The organism is Pseudomonas sp. R1-1, assembly GCF_051132135.1.
Classification (GTDB): Bacteria; Pseudomonadota; Gammaproteobacteria; order Pseudomonadales; family Pseudomonadaceae; genus Aquipseudomonas.
The window spans coordinates 382,318-407,041 of sequence record NZ_CP071663.1; the positions used below are offsets into that span (position 1 = coordinate 382,318).

General features: G+C 59.6%; 23 protein-coding genes. 17 read left to right on the forward strand and 6 right to left on the reverse strand.

Translation table 11 applies throughout. The features are described 5' to 3' along the window. Positions 1-126: 126 nt before the first annotated feature. From J3P75_RS01755 to J3P75_RS01775, 5 genes are all read left to right on the forward strand, one after another. Entirely contained in the window at positions 127-1,239 is a 1,113-nt protein-coding gene (locus J3P75_RS01755) for a polyamine ABC transporter substrate-binding protein (RefSeq protein ID WP_332764371.1), read from the forward strand. A 185-nt stretch (positions 1,240-1,424) separates the two neighbouring features. Next, on the forward strand, positions 1,425-2,522 hold the full coding sequence (locus J3P75_RS01760) for a polyamine ABC transporter substrate-binding protein (protein ID WP_434709116.1): 1,098 nt from the start codon (positions 1,425-1,427) through the stop codon (positions 2,520-2,522). Positions 2,523-2,585: 63 nt separating this feature from the next. Then, positions 2,586-3,728, forward strand: a complete 1,143-nt coding sequence (locus tag J3P75_RS01765; protein WP_090287288.1) for an ABC transporter ATP-binding protein — start codon at positions 2,586-2,588, stop codon at positions 3,726-3,728. A 35-nt stretch (positions 3,729-3,763) separates the two neighbouring features. Next, positions 3,764-4,645: an ABC transporter permease subunit gene (locus tag J3P75_RS01770; protein WP_172833310.1), complete on the forward strand. Its 882-nt coding sequence runs from the start codon at positions 3,764-3,766 to the stop codon at positions 4,643-4,645. Continuing rightward, positions 4,642-5,532 carry an ABC transporter permease subunit gene (locus tag J3P75_RS01775; RefSeq protein ID WP_090287284.1) on the forward strand — a complete coding sequence of 297 codons (891 nt, stop codon included), beginning with the start codon at positions 4,642-4,644 and terminating at the stop codon, positions 5,530-5,532. Before J3P75_RS01770 ends, J3P75_RS01775 begins: the two co-directional genes overlap by 4 nt. A gap of 140 nt (positions 5,533-5,672) precedes the next feature. Here J3P75_RS01775 and J3P75_RS01780 read toward each other — a convergent pair whose 3' ends face one another. Then, positions 5,673-6,314, reverse strand: coding sequence for an HD domain-containing protein (locus J3P75_RS01780; RefSeq protein ID WP_434709117.1), 642 nt, complete (start codon positions 6,312-6,314; stop codon positions 5,673-5,675). A 312-nt stretch (positions 6,315-6,626) separates the two neighbouring features. Here J3P75_RS01780 and J3P75_RS01785 point away from each other — a divergent pair, with 312 nt between their 5' ends. Next, positions 6,627-7,592 (forward strand): GlxA family transcriptional regulator, encoded by a 966-nt coding sequence (locus tag J3P75_RS01785; RefSeq protein ID WP_434709118.1) that lies wholly within the window; start codon positions 6,627-6,629, stop codon positions 7,590-7,592. A 201-nt stretch (positions 7,593-7,793) separates the two neighbouring features. On the opposite strand, the gene J3P75_RS01790 is transcribed toward J3P75_RS01785, so the two are convergent. Continuing rightward, the gene (locus tag J3P75_RS01790) at positions 7,794-10,202 is read right to left on the reverse strand and encodes a penicillin acylase family protein (protein WP_434709120.1); all 2,409 of its coding nucleotides are present in this window, start codon (positions 10,200-10,202) and stop codon (positions 7,794-7,796) included. A gap of 470 nt (positions 10,203-10,672) precedes the next feature. Here J3P75_RS01790 and J3P75_RS01795 point away from each other — a divergent pair, with 470 nt between their 5' ends. The 3 genes from J3P75_RS01795 (at position 10,673) to J3P75_RS01805 (ending at position 13,436) form a co-directional block, all read left to right on the forward strand. Continuing rightward, positions 10,673-12,844, forward strand: a complete 2,172-nt coding sequence (locus J3P75_RS01795) for an S-type pyocin domain-containing protein (protein WP_434709121.1) — start codon at positions 10,673-10,675, stop codon at positions 12,842-12,844. 1 nt (position 12,845) lies between these two features. Continuing rightward, positions 12,846-13,103 (forward strand): bacteriocin immunity protein, encoded by a 258-nt coding sequence (locus J3P75_RS01800; protein WP_434709122.1) that lies wholly within the window; start codon positions 12,846-12,848, stop codon positions 13,101-13,103. A 78-nt stretch (positions 13,104-13,181) separates the two neighbouring features. Further along, positions 13,182-13,436: a bacteriocin immunity protein gene (locus J3P75_RS01805; RefSeq protein WP_434709123.1), complete on the forward strand. Its 255-nt coding sequence runs from the start codon at positions 13,182-13,184 to the stop codon at positions 13,434-13,436. A 21-nt stretch (positions 13,437-13,457) separates the two neighbouring features. Here J3P75_RS01805 and J3P75_RS01810 read toward each other — a convergent pair whose 3' ends face one another. Further along, a complete protein-coding gene (locus J3P75_RS01810; RefSeq protein ID WP_434709124.1) occupies positions 13,458-14,033 on the reverse strand; it encodes a DUF6436 domain-containing protein in 576 nt (191 codons plus the stop codon). A gap of 98 nt (positions 14,034-14,131) precedes the next feature. Here J3P75_RS01810 and J3P75_RS01815 point away from each other — a divergent pair, with 98 nt between their 5' ends. Next, positions 14,132-15,079: an alpha/beta hydrolase gene (locus tag J3P75_RS01815; protein ID WP_434709125.1), complete on the forward strand. Its 948-nt coding sequence runs from the start codon at positions 14,132-14,134 to the stop codon at positions 15,077-15,079. Positions 15,080-15,610: 531 nt separating this feature from the next. On the opposite strand, the gene J3P75_RS01820 is transcribed toward J3P75_RS01815, so the two are convergent. Further along, on the reverse strand, positions 15,611-16,342 hold the full coding sequence (locus tag J3P75_RS01820) for a DUF2059 domain-containing protein (protein WP_434709126.1): 732 nt from the start codon (positions 16,340-16,342) through the stop codon (positions 15,611-15,613). A gap of 108 nt (positions 16,343-16,450) precedes the next feature. Here J3P75_RS01820 and J3P75_RS01825 point away from each other — a divergent pair, with 108 nt between their 5' ends. Both J3P75_RS01825 and J3P75_RS01830 read left to right on the forward strand, forming a co-directional pair. After that, the gene (locus J3P75_RS01825) at positions 16,451-17,083 is read left to right on the forward strand and encodes a 2OG-Fe(II) oxygenase (protein ID WP_434709127.1); all 633 of its coding nucleotides are present in this window, start codon (positions 16,451-16,453) and stop codon (positions 17,081-17,083) included. Between the two features lies 1 nt (position 17,084). Then, on the forward strand, positions 17,085-17,570 hold the full coding sequence (locus J3P75_RS01830) for a DUF523 domain-containing protein (RefSeq protein WP_434709128.1): 486 nt from the start codon (positions 17,085-17,087) through the stop codon (positions 17,568-17,570). Positions 17,571-17,686: 116 nt separating this feature from the next. Here the strand turns inward: J3P75_RS01830 and J3P75_RS01835 are convergent, their stop codons facing one another. Then, positions 17,687-18,271 carry a transporter substrate-binding domain-containing protein gene (locus tag J3P75_RS01835; RefSeq protein WP_434709129.1) on the reverse strand — a complete coding sequence of 195 codons (585 nt, stop codon included), beginning with the start codon at positions 18,269-18,271 and terminating at the stop codon, positions 17,687-17,689. 135 nt (positions 18,272-18,406) lie between these two features. Between J3P75_RS01835 and J3P75_RS01840 the strand changes: the two genes are divergently transcribed. Next, positions 18,407-18,832, forward strand: a complete 426-nt coding sequence (locus tag J3P75_RS01840) for a DUF4399 domain-containing protein (protein ID WP_434709130.1) — start codon at positions 18,407-18,409, stop codon at positions 18,830-18,832. A gap of 51 nt (positions 18,833-18,883) precedes the next feature. Here the strand turns inward: J3P75_RS01840 and serA are convergent, their stop codons facing one another. Continuing rightward, entirely contained in the window at positions 18,884-20,113 is a 1,230-nt protein-coding gene (serA, locus tag J3P75_RS01845; protein WP_090287262.1) for a phosphoglycerate dehydrogenase, read from the reverse strand. Positions 20,114-20,318: 205 nt separating this feature from the next. Between serA and J3P75_RS01850 the strand changes: the two genes are divergently transcribed. The 4 genes from J3P75_RS01850 (at position 20,319) to J3P75_RS01865 (ending at position 24,647) form a co-directional block, all read left to right on the forward strand. Further along, a complete protein-coding gene (locus J3P75_RS01850; protein ID WP_434709131.1) occupies positions 20,319-21,713 on the forward strand; it encodes an FAD-binding oxidoreductase in 1,395 nt (464 codons plus the stop codon). Positions 21,714-21,754: 41 nt separating this feature from the next. Then, positions 21,755-22,420, forward strand: a complete 666-nt coding sequence (locus J3P75_RS01855; RefSeq protein ID WP_093097355.1) for a fumarylacetoacetate hydrolase family protein — start codon at positions 21,755-21,757, stop codon at positions 22,418-22,420. A 268-nt stretch (positions 22,421-22,688) separates the two neighbouring features. Next, positions 22,689-23,612 (forward strand): SdiA-regulated domain-containing protein, encoded by a 924-nt coding sequence (locus J3P75_RS01860; RefSeq protein ID WP_434709132.1) that lies wholly within the window; start codon positions 22,689-22,691, stop codon positions 23,610-23,612. 117 nt (positions 23,613-23,729) lie between these two features. Continuing rightward, positions 23,730-24,647: an SdiA-regulated domain-containing protein gene (locus tag J3P75_RS01865; RefSeq protein ID WP_434709133.1), complete on the forward strand. Its 918-nt coding sequence runs from the start codon at positions 23,730-23,732 to the stop codon at positions 24,645-24,647. The last annotated feature ends 77 nt before the right edge of the window (positions 24,648-24,724 follow it).

A 24,724-nucleotide genomic window follows, 5' to 3' on the forward strand; every position in this document is an offset into this window, starting at 1 on the left:
TGTCAGAAAGGCCGGTCTTCTGTTGAAAGACCGCCTCGGATCTTGCCAGACTAGCCGCGGTTCCAGTTGTCCGGGTTCGGCCGCTGAACAATGTGGTTCAAAAAAGAAAAATTTGGAGCATGACGCATGAAGGCATTAGGTAAAAAGCTTGCTGGCAAGACACTTCTCGCGCTGTCCGTGGCGGGCATGATGGCGGGTGCGGTTCACGCGGACGACAAGGTACTGCACGTTTACAACTGGTCCGATTACATCGCGCCGGACACCGTGGCCAACTTCGAAAAAGCCACCGGGATCAAAGTCGTCTACGACGTCTTCGACAGTAACGAAACCCTGGAAGCCAAGCTGCTGGCCGGCAAGTCCGGTTATGACATCGTGGTGCCTTCCAACAACTTCCTCGCCAAGCAGATCAAGGCCGGGGTTTACCAGGAGCTGGACAAGTCCAGGCTGCCAAACTGGAAAAACCTCGACGAAGACCTGCTCAAGGCCGTTGGCGACGCCAGCGACCAGGGCAACAAACACGCTTTCCCGTACATGTGGGGCTCGATCGGCATCGGTTACAACCCGGCCAAGGTCAAGGCTGCGCTGGGTATCGACAAGATCGATTCGTGGGACGTGGTGTTCAAGCCGGAAAACATCGAGAAACTCAAAAGCTGCGGCGTGAGCTTCCTCGACGCCCCGACCGAGATGATTCCGGCGGCGTTGCACTATCTGGGCAAGCCGACCAACAGCAAGGACAAGGCTGACCTGAAAGCCGCCGAAGACCTGTTCCTGAAGATTCGTCCGTCGGTTGCCTACTTCCACTCCTCCAAGTACATCTCGGACCTGGCCAACGGCAACATCTGCGTCGCCGTCGGTTACTCGGGTGACCTGGAGCAGTCCAAGACCCGCGCCCAGGAAGCCGGTGACAAGGTCAAACTGGCCTACACCATTCCAAAAGAAGGCGCCGGTACGTTCTACGACATGGTCGCCATTCCCAAGGATGCCGAAAACGTCGAAGCCGCCTACAAGTTCATGAACTACCTGCTCGAGCCGCAAGTGATGGCCGGCATCACCAACGCCGTGCGTTTCCCGAACGGCAACAAGGCGGCCACACCACTGGTGGACAAGGACATCACCAGCGATCCGAGCATCTACCCGTCGGCTGAAGTGAAGAAACAGCTCTACGCGATCAGTGACCTGGACGCGGCGACTCTGCGCCTGATCACCCGCAGCTGGACCAAGATCAAATCGGGCAAATAAGCCGGTTTGTCGCTACAACCACTGGCCGTCGTCGCCGCGACGGCGGCCAGCGGATAATTAAATGACAGAAAGTTTTGCTGGATCGGTTTTTCGAGGGTAAGTTGCGCGCCGGTTTTGTTGTCGGGCAGCCATGCCTATCATGCAGCGCGGGCAACTTGGGCCCAATCAATTTAGAGGACCTCCACTTGCCTGTATTTTCTTCTTTGCGCAAAGCCCTGCTGGTCGCCGCCGGCCTGACAATCGCTGTCGGAGCCCAGGCCGCCGGTACGGTGCATATTTATAACTGGTCCGATTACATCGGCGAATCGACCCTGGCCGACTTCGAGAAAGAGACCGGGATCAAACCGGTCTACGACGTCTTCGACTCCAACGAAACCCTGGAAGGCAAGCTCCTCGCCGGGCGTACCGGTTACGACGTGGTCGTGCCGTCGAACCACTTCCTCGGCAAACAGATCAAGGCCGGCGCCTTCCAGAAACTCGACAAGGCGCAGCTGCCGAACTATTCCAACCTGGATCCGGTACTGCTCAAGCGTCTGCAGCAGAACGATCCGGGCAACCTGTATGCCGTGCCGTACCTGTGGGGCACCAACGGCATCGGTTACAACGTCGACAAGGTCAGGGCTGTGCTGGGCATCGACAAGATCGATTCCTGGGCCGTGCTGTTCGAGCCGGAAAACATCAAGAAACTGCACAGCTGCGGCGTGGCGTTCCTCGATTCGGCCGATGAAATGATGCCGACCATGCTCAATTACCTGGGCCTGAACGCCAACAGCACCAACACCAAGGACTACGAAAAAGCCACCGCCAAGCTGCTCGCAGTGCGTCCTTACGTGACCTATTTCCACTCCTCGAAATACATCGGCGATCTGGCCAACGGCGATATCTGCGTGGCGATCGGTTTCTCCGGTGACATCTTCCAGGCGAAGAACCGTGCCGAGGAAGCCAAGAAAGGCGTGAACATCGCCTACTCGATCCCGAAAGAGGGCGGCGCGCTGTGGTTCGACATGCTGGCGATCCCCAAGGACTCGTCCAACGTCAAGGAAGCCCACGCCTTCATCAACTATTTGCTGAAACCTGAGGTGATCGCCCAGGTCAGTGATTACGTCGGTTACGCCAACCCCAACCCGGGTTCGGACAAGCTGATGGAACAATCCATCCGCACCGACGAAGCGGTCTACCCACCGCAAGCAGTCCTCGACAAGACTTACGTGTCGACCGAGTTGCCAGCCAATATTCAGCGTTTGATGACCCGCAGCTGGACCAAGGTCAAGTCGGGCAAATAACGCACAAACTATCCAGTGTTCGTCTTGCGTGGCGAACCGCTGCTTCTGTTGGGAGTTTCGTAAATGGCAGTTGCCTCCGGCGCCTACAAGAAAGCCCTCGAGGGCGACCAGACACCGAAACAGGTGCTGGTCAAGATCGACCGGGTCACGAAGAAGTTCGACGAGACGATTGCCGTGGACGACGTGTCCCTGGAAATCAAGAAAGGCGAGATCTTCGCCCTGCTCGGCGGTTCGGGATCGGGCAAATCCACCCTGCTGCGCATGCTCGCAGGGTTTGAACGGCCCACGGAGGGGCGCATTTTCCTCGACGGCGTCGACATCACCGACATGCCGCCGTATGAACGCCCGATCAACATGATGTTCCAGTCGTACGCCTTGTTCCCGCACATGACCGTGGCGCAGAACATCGCCTTCGGCCTGCAGCAGGACAAGATTCCCAAGGCCGAGATCGAAGCCCGTGTGGCCGAGATGCTCAAGCTGGTGCAGATGAGCCAGTACGCCAAGCGCAAGCCGCATCAGTTGTCGGGCGGCCAGCGTCAGCGCGTGGCACTGGCGCGTTCGCTGGCCAAGCGGCCAAAACTGCTGCTGCTCGATGAGCCGATGGGCGCTCTGGACAAGAAGCTGCGTTCGCAGATGCAACTGGAACTGGTGGAAATCATCGAGCGCGTCGGCGTGACCTGCGTGATGGTGACCCACGACCAGGAAGAGGCCATGACCATGGCCGAGCGCATCGCGATCATGCACCTGGGCTGGATCGCGCAGATCGGCAGCCCGATCGACATCTACGAAACCCCGACCAGCCGACTGGTCTGCGAATTCATCGGCAACGTCAACATCTTCGAAGGCGAAGTGATCGACGATGCCGAGGGCCACGCGACCATCACCTGCAAGGACCTCGACCGGCAGATCTACGTCGGCCATGGCATCAGCACCTCGGTGCAGGACAAGTCGGTCACCTACGCGATTCGTCCCGAGAAGCTGCTGGTCACCGCCGAGATGCCGACCTGCGAGTACAACTGGTCGAGCGGCAAGGTCCACGACATTGCTTATCTGGGCGGTCACTCGGTGTTCTACGTCGAGTTGCCGAGCGGCAAACTGGTGCAGTCGTTCGTGGCCAACGCCGAACGCCGCGGCGCACGTCCGACCTGGGGCGATCAGGTCTACGTGTGGTGGGAAGATGACAGCGGCGTGGTACTTCGCTCATGAACATGCGCAAATTCAAACGCCGCATCAACCGGATCATCCCCAATGGCCGGCAACTGGTCATTGGCGTGCCGTTCATCTGGCTGTTCCTGTTCTTCATGCTGCCGTTCTTCATCGTCCTGAAGATCAGTTTTGCCGAAGCCGACGTGGCGATCCCGCCGTACACCGAGATCTACACGTTTGCCGAGCAGAAGCTGCAATTGCTGCTGAACCTGGGCAACTACGCGCTGCTGGGTGACGATGAACTTTACATCGCCGCCTACCTCGGCTCGCTGAAGATGGCCTTCATCAGCACGCTGCTGTGCCTGTTGATCGGTTATCCGATGGCTTACGCCATCGCCAGTGCGCGCAAAGAACTGCAAACGGTGCTGGTGCTGCTGATCATGATGCCGACCTGGACGGCGATCCTGATCCGCGTCTATGCGTGGATGGGCATTCTCAGCAACAACGGCCTGCTCAACGGCTTCCTGATGAGCATGGGCCTGATCGACGAGCCGCTGCAGATCCTCAACACCAACCTGGCGGTGTACATCGGCGTGGTCTATTCGTACCTGCCGTTCATGATCCTGCCGCTGTACGCCAACCTGGTGAAGCACGACAACAGTCTGCTCGAAGCGGCCTCGGACCTCGGTTCGAGCACCTTCAACAGCTTCTGGAAAATCACCATTCCGCTGTCCAAGAACGGCATCATTGCCGGCTGCATGCTGGTGTTCATTCCGGTGGTCGGTGAGTTCGTCATCCCGGAACTGCTCGGCGGTCCGGAAACCCTGATGATCGGTAAAGTGCTCTGGCAGGAATTCTTCAACAACCGTGACTGGCCGGTGGCGTCCGCGCTGGCGGTGGTGATGCTGGCGATCCTGATCGTGCCGATCATCCTGTTCAACCGCAGTCAGGCCAAGGAAATGGAGGGTAAAGAATGAAGCGCTTCCGTTTCTCCAGCCTGATGCTGGTATTGGGTCTGATCTTCATCTATCTGCCGATGCTGATCCTGGTGATCTACTCGTTCAACGCCTCGAAACTGGTGACGGTGTGGGGCGGCTGGTCGGTCAAGTGGTACGTCGGCCTGCTCGACAACTCGCAACTGATGGGCTCGGTGCTGCGCTCGCTGGAAATCGCCTGCTACACGGCGGTGGCGGCGGTGGCACTGGGTACACTGGCGGCGTTCGTGCTGACCCGCATCACCCACTTCAAGGGCCGCACGCTGTTCGGCGGCCTGGTGACGGCGCCGCTGGTCATGCCCGAAGTGATCACCGGTCTGTCGCTGTTGCTGCTGTTCGTGGCCATGGCGCAGATGATCGGCTGGCCGCAGGAACGCGGTATCGTCACCATCTGGATCGCCCACACCACGTTCTGTGCGGCGTATGTGGCGGTGGTGGTGTCGGCGCGTTTGCGTGAGCTGGACCTGTCCATCGAAGAGGCGGCAATGGACCTCGGCGCGCGGCCATGGAAGGTGTTCTTCCTGATCACCATCCCGATGATCGCGCCGTCGCTGGCGGCGGGTGGGATGATGTCGTTCGCCCTGTCGCTGGATGATCTGGTGCTGGCGAGCTTCGTCTCCGGGCCGGGTTCGACGACCCTGCCGATGGAAGTGTTCTCGGCGGTGCGCCTGGGCGTGAAGCCGGAAATCAATGCCGTGGCCAGCCTGATTCTGCTGGCGGTGTCGCTGGTGACCTTCCTCGTCTGGTTCTTCAGCCGCCGCGCCGAAGAAGCGCGCAAGAAAGCCATCCAGCAAGCCATCGAAGAAAGCGCAGCCGATTCCTGGAAGCAACCGGACGCGCGCCGCGCACCGAGTCCGGAAGCGGCGTAAGCAATACCGGGTTGGCGCCTTTCCAAAGGCCAACCCAATTCAAACTGTAGGAGTGAGCCTGCTCGCGATAGCGGTGTGTCAGTGACGAAATACTTGGCTGACACACCGCTATCGCGAGCAGGCTCACTCCTACAGGGGATTTATGCAGTCCAGGGAGACCGGCGGATGACCTCGACGAAGTTCAGCGGTTTGAACCCCGGCTCCTGATCCTTCAGCACATCGGTCTTCACATTCCCGAACGTTGTCTGCGGACGGTGACGCAAGCCATCGGCAAACGCGCAGATGATGCATTCCTTGAAGCCTTCACCGCGTGGATGCGCATGCACCACCGCCTCTCGCTGCACGCTGCTGAACGCCGCGTAATCCATGCCCAGCACATCCATTTCCACCCCGGCAGTGACCAGCGCCACGGTCGGACGCAGATGTTTCGGCACGCCCGGTGTCGTGTGCAGCGCAATCGACAACCACACCTGTTCGATATCGTCGTCGCTCAGTCCGTAAGGCTTGAGAAACGCTGCGGCGGCATTGGCGCCATCCACTTCGAAACGTTCTTCATCACTGCGATGACCTTCGACCAGACCGAGGTCGTGGAACATCGCGCCGACGTACAACAGCTCCGGGTTGTAGGCCAGTTGCTGGCGCTCGCCGCTCAGCGCGCCGAACAGAAACACCCGGCGCGAGTGGTGATAGAGCAGGTCGGATTCGATGTCGCGAATGTACTCGGTGGTGGCCCGGGCGAGGGTGCTGTCGGGGATCTTGATGCCGGCGATAGTGGTGCTCATAACGCTTTCCTCGTCGAAAACGCCGTGATGGCGCTGATGAGGAAAGTCTGTTCCTTGCGCGAAAGGCGAACAATCGAAGCGTGGCTGCGATCCTTGCCCATCAACCTGCAAATCGTGCCAACCTCGCTTGTTGGGTATGGATTGGCTAGGGTTGACGCGATCACCAAGTCAGACACGGCCCATGCGGGAGCGAGCCTGCTCGCGAAAGCGGTGTGTCATTCGACAGCCAGGTTGCGTGTGATGGCCTCTTCGCGAGCAGGCTCGCCCCCACAGGTTTGTGTGTTTGTCACAGGTATCGAGGACGTTTGAATCATGAACAAAACCGTCGCCATTGTGGTGTTTCCCGGCGTGCAGTCGCTGGACGTCAGCGGTCCCATGGACGTGTTTGCCGAGGCCAACCGGTTCCTCGCTCCGCAGGATCACTATCGGCTGGAAGTGATCGGCGTCGAGCACGGGGCGATGGCCTGTTCCAACGGGCTGAGCGTCACTGCCCATCGGCATTTCAGCGAAGCGCTTGGGCCCTATGATCTGTTGCTGGTCGCGGGTGGGCCGCAGTTGCCGTTCATGGATTTCGGCAGCGCATTCGATGGCTGGCTGCGTGAGGCCTGCGCGCGAGCGCAGCGCTTTGGTTCTATCTGCAATGGTGCGTTCATGCTGGCGCGGGCGGGGTTGCTGGACGGGCGCACGGTGACTACTCACTGGAACGATGCCGAGGCCTTGGCGCAGTTGTGCCCGGCCACGCAAGTCGAGGCTGATCGCTTGTACGTCGAGGATGGCGCGCTTTACACCTCGGCCGGGGTCACGGCGGGCATCGATCTGTCGTTGTATCTGCTGGCGCGGGATCACGGCGCCGAAGTGGCGCTCAGCGTGGCCAAGCGGCTGGTGGTGTTCACCCAGCGTTCCGGTGGGCAATCGCAGTTCAGCCCGTTCCTCACTCCGCACGCCGAGCCGACGTCAGCGGTAGCGATGGTGCAGTTGTATGTGCTGGCCAATCTCACCGGCGATCTGACGATTGCCGATCTGGCCAATGCGGCGAACATGAGTGCGCGCAATTTCTCCCGGGTGTTTGCTCGGGAGGCGAAAGTCACGCCGGCAGAGTTCGTTGAGCGCGCGCGGGTTGATGCGGCGCGGGTGATGCTGGAAAGCACCGCAGCGCCGCTGAAGACCGTGGCCTATCAGTGCGGGTTTCGCGATGCGCAGCATATGCGCAGCGTGTTCAACCGGCGGCTGGGGGTGACGCCGCAGCAGTTTCGGATGAATTTTGCGCTGGATGTTTGATGTGGGCTTGAGCTCGAAAGCCCTCACCCCAGCCCTCTCCGAGGGGGAGAGGGAGTCGATTGGGGGATATTGAAAAAGTACGCCGACGTGAAAGGCTCATGCTGAATCCATAATCGACACCGCGCTATCAGGGCGATGTATAACGCCAGACACTTCGGTCGGTCCCCTCTCCCTCTGGGAGAGGGCTAGGGTGAGGGGCTTTTAACGTACTCGCGCCGGCAACAACTTCAAGGTACTGCGCGTATTCGCCGTCACTTCTTCCTCGCTGAAATGCGCCTGCACATAGATCCCTTCCACATACGCCTCGGCCTGATCGTCGTAATGACTGTCGAACGGCACGCCGCTCTGGCCCACCGGGTTGATCGTCAGCCCGTGCGCCGGATCGGCGAAATCCACCAGTCGCCGCGTTGATGGCCCATACGTAACGGGCCACGGTGCCGGGCCGATTTTCGCTGAGAGGTTGTTCGGCACTTCATGGCTGCCCGGCGCCGGGAACGGCCCGACGTTGAACAGACGATCCAGCGGTTTTCGCTGGCCCAATGGATGGCCATGGGTCAGGGTATGCGCCGCGCCCCATTGCCACGCCGCCACATCGTCGCCAAGGGTCAGCTTCAGATGGTGCAGGCTCGCCTGCCATGCCGCGCGGACGATATCGGCGCGAGTCTCTTTCGCGGGCGTGCTGCGGTTGTCCCACCACGGCGAATCGGCATTCGCCGCCAGCCTCGGCAACGCTCCATCGATCACCCGCGTCGACAGCAGCGTGTCGAAAAACTCGTTGCCCAACTCATCGCGCATCGCCGCATCGGCCAGGTCATAGACGAACTGATTGAACAGCGTCGCACTGACCGAATCCAGCGGATAGTCGCCGGGCCACTGCGCCAGTTGCTCAACCAGTCTCAGTTGCGCCGGATCGCTCACCATCTGGCGCAACACCGGCAGCAGCGGTGCGAGCAAACGCGGGCCGTAGCCGGTCGCGGTGCCCAGTTGCAGCTTCTGATTGGCTTCATTGCTCCACTTCAGGTTCTTGTCGCTGAGCTGACGATTGAGCTGCTGGCCGCGATCGGCAAGGTTGTAGTAACCGGGAATCGGCATGCCGGTCGGCGACACGGGCTGGAAGTTGGCCGAGACGATATAGCCGCGCGGCGGGTTCTCTTCCTGCGGGTTGGCGCTGAACGGGTAGTAGCCGTCCTTGTCCGCCTGATTCGTGCTGCCATCGAGAATGAATTCCGGCCTGACCCCGGCGGGCCGCTTCGGTAGCAACGCCGAGGCCCACCAGGCGATGTCGCCCTTGGCATTGGCGTAAACCAGATTCAGTCCCGGCGCCTGGACTTTCGCGGCGGCGGCGCGGGCCTTGGCCAAGGTGTCGGCGCGGTTGAGCTGATAAAAACCTTCAAGGATCGGGTTCGGCGTTTCGAGAAAGGCCCACCACATGGCGATCGGGGTTTTGCCGGCCGCCGCACCCAGTGCATCGTTGACGATCGGGCCGTGGGGCGATTGGCGCAGGGTCAGGGTCACCGGTGCCTGGCCCTTCACCTTGATCTGCTGCTCGCTGACCAGCAGGTCGCTCCACTGGCCGCGATACCAGATCTGGTTGGGATTGTTCGGGTTGACCTTCTCGGCGATCAGGTCCAGATCGTCGTTCTGGAACATGGTCAGGCTCCAGCCGAACTCCATGTTGTGGCCGAGGAACGCGAACGGCACCAGCGCCTGATGATGACCGTACAGCTCGAAACCCGGTGCCGACAGCTGCGCCTCGTACCACACCGACGGCACTGAGAAGCGGATGTGCGGATCGCCGGCCAGCAACGGCTTGCCGCTCTGGCTGCGACCGCCGGCAATCACCCAGGCGTTGCTGCCTTCGAACTGCGGCAGGCCGTTGTCGATCAGCGCCTGCTCACTGAGGCGGGCGAGGGCGTTGAGGTCTTTCCAGTCACCGGCGGCGAGGGCGGGCGCGGCGTGGCTGTGGTCGTTGGCAAGGACGCCTTTGCCTTGCCAGTCGAGGTCGAACACGTTGAGGTAATCGGCGCCGAGTTGATCACGGACGAAAGTCAGCAGCGGCTCGGTGCGAAACGCCGCGGCGAAGCTGTAAGCCATGTAACCGGCGACGCTGATGCTGTCTTCGGCAGTGAACGGCCGCTTGGGGATGCCCAGCACGTCGAACTCGATTGGCGCAGCGTGGCTGTCCTGATATTGGTTGATGCCATCCAGATAGGCTTGCAGGCCCTTCCACGCCGGCGACTGTTTATCCAGGCTGGCGACGTAACTGGCGGCGCGCTCACGAATGCGCAGGCTGCGAAACAGTTTGTCGGTGTCGAGCAGTTTCGGCCCGAGCACCTCGGCCAGCTCGCCGCGGGCGAGACGACGCATGGCTTCCATCTGGAACAGTCGATCCTGGGCATGTACATAGCCGAGGGCACGATAGAGGTCGGTTTCGTTCTCGGCGCGAATGTGCGGCACACCGCGCTCGTCGTAGCGCACGGTCACCGAGCCCTGCAGATCGCGCAGCTCGACCTGGCCCTGACGCGTTGGTTGCTTGCTGTAGAGGTAACCGCCGACCCCGATGGCGGGAATGACGATCAGCAACGCAAGTACGGTCAGGCCTTTTTTCATGAAAAATCTGCTCCCTGTCGTTCTATTTATATGAAGGCATTGATGGTGCTGATCTAGTTGAAGATCGCAACCGGGATTTCATAACACAGTATTTCTTGAATAGGAAGTTTCCTTCAGGTTTTTGGGAAGTGCACTACAAGTTTGTTGTTGCGGCGTTTAACAGGGCGGGCCTATAAAAGACCTCGAGAAAAAGCAGAGGGCGAAATCGAAGTTAGCGAATTCAATACATGGAATAACTGACATGGAGAAGTCGTATGAGTGATATTGAAAATTATCTTGGACCTCACAGGCAGACCGGGCCGGGCAGATATGAACTGGCTCCCATACCGGTTCGGGACAGGGCTCCGTCTCGATTGGGGCAGGGTGGGTTTTTCTCGGGAAGTTGGGGTTTGAATGAAGGACCGCATAGAGGGACGGGTCAAGGGTCTGGGAAACTTGATCCGTTAACTCCCTTTATCTGGAATGATTTGATGAAGGAGCAACAGAATGCTCAGGCATATACTGATCTTGAGTATGCTGGAGTATTCAGCAATATTCTGGCGGCTTCAAATAATGAAGTGGAGCAGGCCAGACAAACAGCCAGTGCAGGACTTTCTCCGGCGCAAAAGGTCAAGGTCGATCAGGAAGTAACCATTCAGGTTATACATAAGAAGTTGTTGGAGTATCGGGCTCATACCGAGACCGCTTACTCGTTGTATGGACATAATCCATTTTTCCTGATGAAGGATTTATCCTTCAAAAAGATACGCGACAGTCTGGCATCGCCCAATCCGGATGTGTCCGTTGCCTACGCCGCGATTGATAGGGCATACCGTTCGGCAATGGAGCTCCGGCGCCTTTCCTGGGTGATGGCTATTATCGCCAATCAACTTCCGGAACTGGCCGCAAGAAGAAGCCAGGTTGAGGCCGCGACTCCAACCACCAGGGACGCCCAGCAGATTCTTTCTGCCGAAAGGCTATCCGTGGTGAATCTGGAAACGAATATCCACCTGCATTTCCTGCCAGGTTTTCTGGTTGAAAGAATCGCCGCTGCAGCGGGCTCAACCGGAGGTAGCCTCTCTCAAACACTCATGAATTATAAAATCGCAGCGCACAACATCCGTGCTGTCGAGCAGGCAGCTGTCCGGCCTTATGCAATCGCCAATCCGGCGATCAACGCCCCGTTGAGCAAGCCTGAGCTCGAGGCGCTGAAGAACCTGGTGGATTTGCAGGCCACGACCGAACTGGGCAAGCGCTGGCAGGACTATCACGGGTCACTCCTGCACTCGGAAAGCGCGCGGCATATGGCAGCGGCGGCGGACGCATTTGCCGGTCTGATCGCCCGCGCCCAAGAGGCGGAGCGTCTGCAGGAGCAGATACGCATTGCCCTTGAGCAGGAAGCCCGGCATTTGCAGGAACAGGCACGTATTGCCGCGCAGGCTGAAGCCAGGCGTGTTGCCGAGGAGCAGGCACGTATACGGGAGCAGGCTCGAATTGCCGCTGAAGCAGAGGCAAGGCGCCTTGCCGAGGAACAAGCGCGCATAGCGGCAGAGGCCATTCGCAACGCCCATACCTTCCGCGCGCCAGGTGCCCCTTCGGCGACAGGGCCGTTGTTCATGACGTCAGCTGGAGTCGTGGCAGTTGCCGAGGCCGCTGCGGCCAGTCTGCAAGCTGCCGTTCGCAGCGCCATCGCGAGCTTGGGCAGTCTTGCAGCGAGTGTCGGGGCTGGCGCTGTCGTCGGTGTTTCAGCGTTGGTCTACTCGTCGAAACTGGGCAACGGGGAGTTGCCGGACCGTTACGCGTTCAGCACGCCGCTGTCGGACCTTGCGCCAGATTTTGCAGTAGGTCTGCACGCCATCGCGGCGGCTGGCGGGACGGTTGATCTGCCTTTCCGCGTCAGTTCAAAGACCGGAGCGAACGGGCAGTCAGAGGTTTTTGTCGTCAAGACTGATGGGCGGAATATTCCGTCGGCGGTCAGGGTGGTGGCAGCCTCCTACGACGCCGAACGCAACGTCTACACCGCGATCACCACCGATGTTCCGCCACGCACACTGACGTGGACCCCGATCGTCAATCCGGGAAACAGCTCGACGACCTCACCGGCCGGACAGCCGGATGTGCCTGCCTATACTGGGGCGACGGTGATCCCGGTTGAGGGTCGCCTCGATTCGTTCCCGGGCATTTTCGAAGCCGGATTCGATGACTATGTCCTGGTGTTCCCGCAGGACTCCGGGCTGCCGCCGAACTACACGATGTTTCGGGATCGGCGGGAGGATCCGGGCGTCGCGTCAGGTGTGGGGCAGGCGGTATCGGGCAACTGGCTCGGGAGCGCATCGCAGGGCGAAGGCGCCCCGGTGCCGGCGCAGATTGCCGATCAGTTGCGAGGGCGGGAGTTCAGGAATTTTCGGGCGTTTCGGGAGGCGTTTTGGAAGGCGGTGGCCGATGATTCTGAGCTAGTAAGTCAATTTAATAATAGTAGTGCTTTTGAAATGAAAAATGGCCGAGCTCCGTTTGTTCGAAAAGTTGATAGGGTGGGAGGGCAAGTGAAGTTCGAGCTTCATCATCCCGTCTATATATCTAGAGGAGGGGAGGTTATGGATGTAGATAACGTTCGAGTAGTTACTCCTAAACAGCACGGCGCGATACATTCGGAGGGGGATTGATATGGGCGCAAAAGGGTTCGAGGACTACACCGAGGAGGATTTTTTGTTGTTTGTTAAAAAAATCTATAATTCTTCGTATTCGACTGAAGAGCAGCAAATAGAAGCTGTTTTTGAGTTTGAGCGTTTAACTCAGCATCCAGATGGTTCGGATTTGATCTACTATCCTCGCGATGGTAGGGAAGATAGTCCAGAGGGAGTCGTTAAAGAAGTTAAGGAGTGGCGGGCTTCCAGCGGTAGGCCAGGATTTAAACCGGGATAGTTTTTTGGTAGTGCCCTTGCTACTCGAGTAATGGTAAGGGCACTTTTTGTGTTGGGATTTTGATTTGGGGGTATTGTCGTGTTGAATAAGCGTGTAAGTGATATGTTGGAGTCAGATTTTTTGAGCTTTGTTACAAGGGTTTATAATATTGACTACGATACTGAGGAGCGGCATATTGATGCTGTTTTAGAGTTCAAGGCCTTGAGCGAGCATCCATCCGGCTCGGATCTGATCTTTTATCCGGAGCCAGGAAAAAGTGGGCCAACAGCAGTGGTTGAAGAAGTGAAGGCGTGGCGGGCGGCCAACGGCAAGCTTGGTTTTAAAGTGCTTTAGTTGTGGAGTGTGGCGAAATTCTCACTCCCCACTCAACCACGGGCAGTAGCAACCGACCGCCAACGTATGAGTCGCATTGACCGGGCGATCATCACTCAACGCTTGCAGGATCGGTTCGATAAAACTGTTGCTGGAATTGCAGGTCAGGCCTTCGCTGTACGGGCCGAAGTAGGCCAGTTTGCCGCTGCGGTCCCAAATGGCCACGGCGGGGCTGGCGGGGATCTGTTCAGAACCGGGCAGGACGACGATGGTTTTCAGGCTGGCGAGGGTGGCGGGCAACTGGCCGTGGCTGCCGGGTTTCTGCACTGCAAAAAATTCCACGCCGCGGGTGCCGAACTGCTCGACCATCTCGCTCAGGTGCTGTTGGTTGCCGACGTTGCACGGGCAGGCCGGGTCCCAGAAATGCACCAAGCGGATATTGCCCGGCCCAGCGAGGTCATCCGGCAGGCGCAGCGGATCGCCGGAAAACACCGCCGTGTGCTCGCTGAATGCGCGCAGATAACGGCCCTGAAACCAGTCATACGCGGCCCACAGCACGCCGGCGCAGATCAGCGCGAGCAGGATGGCGAACAGTGCGGTGCGGTAGGGCGAACGCATGGATTTGCTTCCTCAGAGGCGGGCTAGCTTGCCATGCTTGCCGCGACAGATGAATATCGCAGGCCGATAAAGTCTGATTACCGTTCTGGAATTGCCGCATGCCTGCCACTTTCGACCCCGATCAAATCCGCGCGAGCCTCAAGCCTCTGGCCGAGTGGCAGCCGTTGTCGGACGAGGCGAAGGCGTATCAGCGCTTCTACCAGACCGATTTCCCCGAGCGCGATGTCTGGCGCGGCATGGGCCGTTTCGAAGTCGATGGCTACGAGCTGGTCAGCCATTGCTGGTGGCCGGAGAAGGTCAAGGCAACGTTGTTCCTGCTGCACGGTTACTACGATCACACCGGGCTCTATCGGCATGTGATCGAGTGGGCGCTGGATCAGGATTTTGCCGTGATCGCCTGTGACTTGCCGGGGCATGGCCTGTCGAGCGGGCCGCGGGCGAGCATTCGCGATTTCGCGGAATATCAGCACATGCTCCAGGCGTTGTTCGCCGAAGCGCAGTCGATCGCGCTGCCGCAGCCGTGGCACTTGTGCGGGCAAAGCACCGGTGGGGCGATCGTGGTCGATCATCTGCTCAATCATGGCGAGGGCAGCCCGGCGCAGGGCCAGGTGATTCTGCTGGCACCGCTGGTGCGACCGCGGGCGTGGGGCTGGTCGCAGCTCAGCTATTACCTGCTCAGGCCCTTTGTTCGCGGCGTTGCGCGGCGCTTCAGCGAGAACTCCAATGACCCGGATTTCCTGCCGTTCCTGCAGGCCGATCCGTTGCAGCCGCGGCGCTTGCCGACACAATGGGTGGGCGCGTTGTCACGCTGGATCATTCGCGTCGAGCACGCAAAAAAAAGCCCGCGACGGCCGCTGATCATTCAAGGGCAGGCGGACATGACGGTGGACTGGCAGCACAACCTGCAAGTGTTGAAATGGAAGTTCGACCGGCCGCAGATCCTGCTACTGGCCGAGGCGCGGCATCACTTGGCCAATGAAACGGTGGAGATGCGCGAGGAGTATTTCGAGTTTTTGAGCAAGCGGATCAGGGGCCGGAATCTCTAGTGACTGTGAGGGCCTCTTCGCGAGCAGGCTCGCTCCCACAGGGAGCAGAGTCGTTCACAATTTCGTGTCCACCTAAGACCCAATGTGGGAGCCAGCCTGCTCGCGATGACGGTGGGTCAGGCGATGAATGTGTGGGCTGGGCTGGCCCCTTCGCTTGCAGGCAAGCTCCCACAGTGGACTGAGGTCGTTCACAATTTTGTGTCCACCTAAGATCCAATGTGGGAGCGAGCCTGCTCGCGATGACGGAGGGTCAGACGATGAATGTGTGGGCTGGGCTGGCCCCATCGCTTGCAGGCAAGCTCCCACAGGGGACTGACGTCGTTCGCACTTTGTGTCCACCTAACCTTCAATGTGGGAGCCAGCCTGCTCGCGATGACGGTGGGTCAGGCGATGAATGTGTGGGCTGGGCTGGCCCCTTCGCTTGCAGGCAAGCTCCCACAGGGGACTGAGGTCGTTCACAATTTTGTGTCCACCTAAGATCCAATGTGGGAGCGAGCCTGCTCGCGAAGGCGGTTTGTCAGGCGAAGAAGATTATTGGCCGACCGCAAGCCCCGCGCGAATCGCCGCCAGCGCCGCTTGGTAATAGGCCTTGCCCTCTGCCGACTCGGCAAAGGTCGCAAACTCTTCCAGCTCTTCATCCGACAGCTCGCGATAGACGTACAGCAGCGTGTTGTTCAGATCTGCGCCGATCTGGTCCATCAACCGCTGGCGCTGGCCGTTGAGCATGCCTTGGGCCTGACCGCCACCCAGCAGCCCCGGAATCATCGAGCTCAGACTGTCCGCCGCGACACCGGCGATCGCCAGGCTGACTTCCGCCCCGGCTTCACGCGCCGGCAAGGCCTGGGCGAGGTGGCCGATGATCAGTTGGCGGTTGTCGCTGACCTGCATTTTCGGCAGGCCCTTGGCGTTTTTCGCCAGTTGATCGCGGCGGGTCGCGAGCAGCTCGGCGGCGACGATTTTCTTGCCCAGCGGCGACTGGAAGAAGGTCAGCGCCGGTTTCGGGTCGGCGAGCTTCTGCCGCAGTTGCGCTTCGGCGCGTTGATCCACGGCCTGCGGGGCAAAGCGCTGGTTGCTGTTGTTGACCAGCGCTTGAAACACCGCTGGCGGCAGGCTGTTCTGATAGCGCTGCTGGGCGGCACTCAGGGCGTCATTGAAATGCGCACGTTGATCTGGCCAGCCGGCGACCTTGTACAACTGGTCGTAGCCGTCCGCCCAGGCGGGCAACACACAGAACATCAACAGTGAAAAAAGCAAACGGCGCATAGGGACTCCTGTCAGCAGCGGACTATTCTCCGTGCGGTGCCGGTACTTGTCGAGAATTCGTATCAAGCCGCTGCGTGGCTCTGTCGGATTTGTTGCCGCAGGCATACTATGCGCGCCATGCAAATATCCTCTGAACACCCACTGCTGTTACGCATTGTCGACGACCTCGCCGAGCACGGCTGGTCGCAGCAGAACATTTTCCTGCCCGCCGGTCTGACCCGCGAGCTGGCGGCCGAGTGCCGCAAACGTGAAGCCGAGGGTGAGCTGGCGCCGGCGGCGGTCGGGCGCGGACCGTTTTCAGAGATTCGCGAGGGGATTCGCGGCGATCATATCCAATGGATCGACCCGGGCCAGGCCGAGGCCAGCGATCGCTATCTGAGCCTGATGGAGAGCCTGCGCGAAGCGCTCAACCGTGGCTTGTTCCTCGGCCTCGAAGATTTCGAATGCCACTTCGCGCTGTATCCGCCCGGCGCGTTTTATCGCCGGCATGTCGACCGTTTTCGCGACGATGACAAACGCATGGTTTCGGTGGTGGTCTACCTCAACGACGGCTGGCTGCCGGAGGATGGCGGTCAACTGCGCATGTATCTGAAGAAAGACCGCGTGCATGACGTGCAGCCTACCGGCGGCTGTCTGGTGGTGTTCCTCTCCGGCGAAGTGCCGCATGAAGTGCTACCGGCCAACCGCGAGCGGCTGTCGCTGACCGGTTGGTTCCGCCGCCGTGGCAACGAGCCGTTCTGAGATGCACAGGATTCTGGTCAGCCGCTGCCTGTTGGGCCATCGCGTGCGTTATGACGGTGGCGCCAGCGGGCCGTTTGATCTGCTCGAGCAGTGGATTGCCGAGGGGCGAGTGGTACCGTTGTGTCCGGAGGTCGCAGGCGGACTGCCAACGCCACGGGCGGCGGCGGAGATCCCGGGCGGGCAGGGTGGCGATGTACTGGATGGCACGGCGGCGGTGATCACCACTGAGGGTGAGGATGTCAGCGCGCAGTTTCTCGACGGTGCGCGGCAGGCGCTGGAGCTGGTACGCAGGCATGACATTCGGGTGGCGGTGCTCAAGGCCAACAGTCCGTCGTGCGGGAATCTGCTGACGTATGACGGCACGTTCAGTGGCGTGAAGGTCAGTGGCGAAGGGGTGACGGCGGCGTTGCTCAAGCGTCATGGGGTTCAGGTATTCAGCGAGCTGGAGCTGCCGCAGGCCGCGCAGGTCCTGGCGCTACTCGATTAGTCAGGCACCACAAAATATTGTGGGAGCTAGCCTGCTAGCGATTGCGTTGGATCAGTCGCCATCTTTTTCAACTGATCAACCGCTATCGCTAGCAGGCTAGCTCCCACAGGTTTTGCTCACTTCGGATTGTCAGTGTCCTTTGCGGTGAGCCACTTCTGCGAAAGCGCCGCCAAACGCCCATCCGCCTTGATCCGGTCCAGTGCACTTTGCAAACTGGCCTGAAACGCCGGATTACCCTTCTGAAACGGAATCGCCAGCTCCACCGGTTCAACAGCCTTTGGCTGCTCTGCGTTCAACGCCTGCACCAGTACCATTGGCCGCGGCGTCTCATCCTTCTTCGCCAGCAACTGCCCGTCGACCTTGCCGTACGGCGCGCTGAAGTCGAAACGATCCTTGAGTTCGGGTGTCAGTGCTATGTGATTCAGCGCGACGTCGTACTTGCCGCTTTCAACGCCCTGGAGCAGATCGCCCTCGTCGGTGACGATGAAGTCAGCGCGCACATCCAGCTCTTTGGCCAGAAGTTGCCCAAGCTCGACCTCGAACCCTGTCAGGGTGTCGCCTTCCTTGTAATTGAAGGGCGGTGTATTAGCCTCAAGGGCTATGCGCAGCTCGCCACGGTCGTTGACGTCATCAATCAGTTCGGCGTGAGCCAGCGGGCTCAGAAGGGGTAGCAGGCAGATCAGGCCAGGCAGAAAGCGCATGGTCACTCCTTTGAAATCATTATCGCGATGCTCTGATTCAGGCTCGCTTTGCTATGGTTGTCGAGTGCCTTCGACAACGAATGGTCATGAAGTTGTCATGACCGTGCGGATTTTACGGAAAAACTGGAGAAGAAAATGAAAAGCTTTATGTCACGTGCAGCGTTGGCCGGTGTGCTGATGGGTGTTTCGGTGCTGGCCAGTGCGGCGACGCCGGCGCCGAAGGATGCTGAAGTGTTCATCGTTTCTCCCGAAGACGGGGCCACGGTTTCTCAGGAATTCAAGGTCAAGTTCGGCGTCAAGAACATCGCGTTGGCACCTGCCGGGGACGTCACCAGGAACACCGGCCACCACCATCTTCTGATCGACGTCGACGACCTGCCGGCCGAAGGTGCGCCGATTCCGACGGATGCTCACCACATGCATTTCGGCAAGGCGCAGACCGAAGCCACGATCAAACTGGCCCCTGGCAAACATACTTTGCAGCTGATTCTTGGTGACAGCGGCCACATGCCGTTCGACCCGTCGATCGTTTCCGAAAAAATCACCGTCAATGTGAAATAAAAAAAAAGGGAGCCCTGCGGGGCTCCCTTTTTGTTTGCTGCGAACGCTGCTTTAGAACAGCACGCGGCTACGGATAGTACCGTTGACGTGTTGCAGCTTTTCTTGCGCCAGCTCCGAGTATTCGGCGTCGACGTCGATCACCACGTAGCCGACCTTCTCGTTGGTCTGCAGGAACTGACCGGAGATGTTGATACCGTTTTCGGCGAAGACCTTGTTGATCTCGCTCATCACGCCCGGGATGTTCTCGTGGATGTGCAGCAGACGGTGCTTGCCCGGGTGAGCCGGCAGGGCCACTTCCGGGAAGTTGACCGACGATACCGACGTACCGTTGTCGCTGTACTTGACCAGTTTTTCCGCCACTTCCAGACCGATGTTGGCTTGCGCTTCGGCGGTCGAGCCACCAATGTGCGGAGTCAGGATCACGTTGTCGAGGCCACGCAGCGGGCTTTCGAACTCTTCGTCGTTGGAACGCGGCTCGACCGGGAACACGTCGATGGCCGCGCCGATCAGGTGCTTGTCCTTGATCGCTGCCGCCAGGTGGTCGAGCTCGACCACGGTGCCGCGCGCGGCGTTGATCAGGATGCCGCCCTTCTTGATGGCGCGGATTTCCTTCTCGCCGATCATCCACTGGGTAGCAGCGGTTTCCGGAACGTGCAGGGTGACGATGTCGGACATGCCCAGCAGCTCGTGCAGGTTGTTGACCTGCGTAGCGTTGCCCAGCGGCAGCTTGGTCACGGTGTCATAGAAGAACACCTGCATGCCCAGGCCTTCGGCCAGAACCGACAATTGCGTGCCGATCGAGCCGTAGCCGACGATGCCCAGCTTCTTGCCACGGATCTCGAAGGAGTTGGCCGCGGACTTGATCCAGCCGCCACGGTGGCAGGAAGCGTTTTTCTCCGGGATGCCGCGCAGCAGCAGGATCGCTTCGGCCAATACCAGCTCGGCGACCGAGCGGGTGTTGGAGTACGGCGCGTTGAACACGGCGATGCCGCGCTCGCGGGCTGCGCCCAGGTCAACCTGGTTGGTGCCGATGCAGAAACAGCCGACCGCGACCAGCTTCTTCGCGTGATCGAAGATCTCTTCGGTCAGTTGCGTGCGCGAACGAATGCCGATGAAGTGAGCGTCAGCGATCTTTTCCTTGAGCTGGGCATCCGGCAGAGAACTGGTGTGGTACTCGATGCTGGTGTAGCCCGCCGCCTTGAGGACGTCGACAGCCGATTGGTGGACGCCTTCGAGAAGAAGGAACTTGATCTTGCTCTTATCGAGAGAAGTCTTGCTCATCTGCGTAAACCTGTATCCCGGAGAAAAATGGCAGGGAGGGAGCAGCCTGGAGCTGACCCGCACGGCAACAAAGCCGTCACCGCGGATCTGGCCTTGGGCACTGTCCTGCGGGGTCGGTATGCTAGCATAGCCACCCCGCTAAACACTCATTCCTGCGACGTGAAGCGTTCTCAGGATGACCATGAATTGTTCGAGAGTTCTGTCGATGACCAATCCTGCGCTGATTGATGAACTGAAGACCCTGGTCGAGCCCGGCAAGGTCCTGACCGACGCCGACTCCCTGAATACGTACGGCAAGGATTGGACCAAGCACTTCGCCCCGGCGCCGAGTGCCATCGTGTTTCCCAAGACCATCGAGCAGGTGCAGGCCGTGGTGCGCTGGGCCAATACGCACAAGGTTGCGCTGGTGCCATCGGGCGGGCGCACCGGGCTCTCCGCCGCCGCAGTCGCGGCCAACGGCGAGGTGGTGGTCTCGTTCGATTACATGAATCAGATTCTCGACGTGAACCTCACGGATCGCACCGCCGTGTGTCAGCCGGGCGTGGTCACCGAGCATTTGCAGAACGTCGCCGAAGAAAACGGCCTGTACTACCCGGTCGACTTCGCTTCGGCGGGTTCCAGCCAGATTGGCGGCAACATCGGCACCAATGCCGGCGGGATCAAAGTGATTCGCTACGGCATGACCCGTAACTGGGTCGCCGGCATGAAAGTCGTCACCGGCAAGGGCGACGTGCTCGAGCTGAACAAGGACCTGATCAAGAACGCCACCGGTTACGATCTGCGCCAGTTGTTCATCGGCGCCGAAGGCACCCTGGGTTTCGTCGTCGAAGCGACCATGCGCCTGGATCGCGCACCGAAAAACCTCACCGCCATGGTCCTCGGCACTGCCGATTTCGATTCGATCATGCCGGTGTTGCACGCCTTCCAGGGCAAGCTCGACCTGACTGCCTTCGAATTCTTCTCCGACAAGGCCCTGGCCAAAGTCATGGGCCGTGGCGATGTGCCGGCGCCGTTCGACACCGACTGCCCGTTCTACGCCCTGCTCGAATTCGAGGCGACCACTGAAGAAGTGGCCAACAGCGCGCTGGAAACCTTCGAACACTGCGTCGAACAGGGCTGGGTCCTCGATGGCGTGATGAGCCAGAGCGAAACCCAGTTGCACAACCTGTGGAAGCTGCGCGAGTACATTTCCGAAACCATCTCGCACTGGACGCCGTACAAGAACGACATCTCGGTCACCGTTTCGAAAGTGCCGGCATTCCTGCAGGAAATCGACGCGATCGTCGGCGAGCACTATCCGGATTTCGAGATCGTCTGGTTCGGCCACATCGGCGACGGCAACCTGCACCTGAACATCCTCAAGCCGGATAACCTGAGCAAGGACGAGTTCTTCGCCAAGTGCGCCACGGTCAACAAGTGGGTGTTCGAAACCGTCGAGAAGTACAACGGTTCGATTTCCGCCGAGCACGGCGTCGGCATGACCAAGCGTGATTACCTGACCTACAGCCGTTCGCCGGCCGAGATCGAGTACATGAAAGCGGTCAAAGCGGTGTTCGACCCGAACGGCATCATGAACCCGGGCAAGATTTTCGCGGTTTGATCAGCAATCTCTGATGAATCAATGAACGCAGGAGTCGGTAAATGAGCTATCAGCACCAGTATGTCGACGGCACGCGCATCCACTTCCCGATCGGGAAAGTCGTGTGCATTGGCCGTAATTACGCCGAGCACGCGAAGGAACTGGACAACCCGGTCCCGACCGAGCCGCTGCTGTTCATCAAACCGGGCAGTTGCGTGGTGCCGCTGGAAGGCGGTTTCAGCATTCCCACCGAGCGCGGTTCGGTGCACTACGAGGCGGAAATCGCCGTGCTGATTGGCAAGCCGCTGTCGACCAGACCGAGCCGCGAAGAAGTGCTCGATGCGATTTCCGGTTTCGCCCCGGCGCTGGACCTGACCCTGCGCGACAAGCAGGCCGAACTGAAAGCCAAGGGCCTGCCGTGGGAAATTGCCAAGTCGTTCGACGGCGCGGCGGTGCTGGCGCCGTTTGTGGTCGGCAGCACCTTCCCCGACCTGACCGACATCGGCATCCGCCTGACCATCAACGGCGAAGTGCGCCAGGACGGCAACAGCAGCGCCATGCTCAACCCGATCGTGCCGATGATCCAGCACATGGCCGGCTGCTTCTCGCTGCAGGCCGGTGACGTGATCCTGACCGGTACGCCCGTGGGCGTCGGCCCGCTGAACGTTGGCGACGACATCGTCCTCGAACTGGTGGGCGCGAGCCGCTTTGAGAGCAGCGTGCGCTAACCGCCACACCGCAAAACAACTTGTGGGAGCTAGCCTGCTAGCGATTGCGCTCTGTCAGTCAATACTGCCTGGCCTGACACACCGCCATCGCTAGCAGGCTAGCTCCCACAGGGGTTTGTGGTGTTTTGAAAATGGCTGGCAGTGCACGGCAATCCCGCCATTTGCCGTTTTTTTCACATCCTGTACGGATAATTCCGCGCATTCTGGCGTCTGAGCCGGCCTCTTTGTGCTATTACCCATAGCCTGAATTTTCGGAACGCGTCCTTCGATGTCATCTCAAACTCAGCTCAAAACTCCCCGCCGCCCGCGTTTCGCCCTGCGCTGGTACGTCTGGTTGCTGCTCGCGCTGGCCGCCGCTTATGCGCTGGCGTTCGCCATGCACTGGGATGATCGCGGCGCTTTATGGGTACTCGAGCGATTCGAGAGCAAGGCCGAGCAGAAGGAGAGCATCTGGCTGCCGGATTACCACGTGGTGATCGATGCCAAGCCGCTGCCGGGCATGGAAAAGGACGAAGCCTCGGACCTTTCCTACAACCCGCAGAGCAAAACCCTGTTCTCGGTGATGGGCAAAAATCCGTTTCTGGTTGAGCTGAGCCTGCAAGGCGAGGTGCTGCGCAAGATGCCGCTGGTGGGCTGGAGCAATCCGGAAGGCCTGACCGTGATGGAAAACGGCCTGATGGCGATTGTCGATGAGCGTCAGCACACGCTGTCGATCGTCAAGGTCGACGCCAACACCCGCGAACTGAACATCGCTGATTTCCCTAGATATGACCTCGGCCCGTCGAAAGACCAGAACAAGGCCTTCGAGGCAATTACCTGGGATGCGCGCAACCAGCAGTTGCTGCTGGGCGAGGAGCGGCCGCCGGCGCTGTTCACCTGGAAAAGCGATGGCAGCCAGACACTCAAAGGCGACAAACAAAAGCTGACCAGCGATGAACTGGATATACGCAATCTTTCCGCGCTGGAGATTGATCCGCGCACCGGTCACACCTTGTTGCTGTCCGCCGATTCGCACCTGCTGCTGGAGCTCGATGAAAAGGGTGGGCAAGTCAGCTTCATGACTCTGCTCGGTGGCTTCAATGGCCTCAAGGACACCATCCCCCGCGCCGAAGGCGTGACCATGGACGAGGCGGGCACGCTGTATATCGTCAGCGAGCCGAACCTGTTCTATCGCTTCGAAAAGCAGCGGTAACTTTGCCTACGACAATTGCAGACTTCTGCGGTTGTCCTCGAAGGCAAGTGGCCATTAAGCTTCAGTTCAGACAGGCGTGATATTTCATCCGCCTGTTCTGCTCCCGAGCCCATCCGAATGCGTCGACTTGCCCACCCCAAGCCTCTGGTTATTTTCCTCTCGGTGATCGCCCTGATCGCGTTGATTGGTATCGGCCAATACATGCGCCTGTTCGAGCGCGCGTGGTTCAACCTGCATACGTTGTGGCAGCCGCTGAGTGGCGAGGCCATCGGTCTGGACCAATATCGCGTGGACATCGAAGCGCGGGTAATCGAAGGCCTGGACGATGACGTGTCAGCGCTGACCTACGATCCGGTGCGCAAGAGCCTGTTCACGGTCACCAACAAAAACTCGGAGCTGATCGAGCTGTCGCTGCAAGGCCAGATTCTGCGGCGTATCGCCCTGGTCGGCTTCGGCGACCCGGAAGCCGTCGAGTTCATCAGCGCCGACACCTACGTGATTACCGACGAGCGCCAGCAGCGCCTGATCAAGGTGCACCTCGATGCCGACACCACGTTTCTCGACGCCGACGATGCCGAGCAAATGACCCTCGGTGTGCACATGGCCAGCAACAAGGGCTTCGAAGGGCTGGCCTACGATTCGGTGGGCAAGCGTCTGTTCGTCGCCAAAGAGCGTAACCCGATGCTGATCTATGAGGTGCACGGCTTCCCGCATTTCAATCCGGAAAAATCCTACGCTGTACATGTGATCAACAACCCGAAACGCGATGCCGGGATGTTTGTGCGCGATCTGTCGAGCCTGCAATACGACGAACGCAGCGGCCATTTGCTGGCGTTGTCGGATGAGTCGCGACTGATTCTGGAGCTGGACGTCGACGGGCGGCCGCTGAGCACCATGTCCATCAGCGGTGGTCGCCAGGGTTTGCAGAAAACCGTGCCACAGGCTGAAGGCATTGCGATGGATGATGAGGGGACTTTATATCTGGTGAGTGAGCCGAATTTGTTTTACGTGTTCAAGAAACCTTCGCCAAACTAACGAACACCGCAAAAACATTGTAGGAGTGAGCCTGCTCGCGATAGCGGTCTGTCAGTCGACCTCAATATCGACTGACA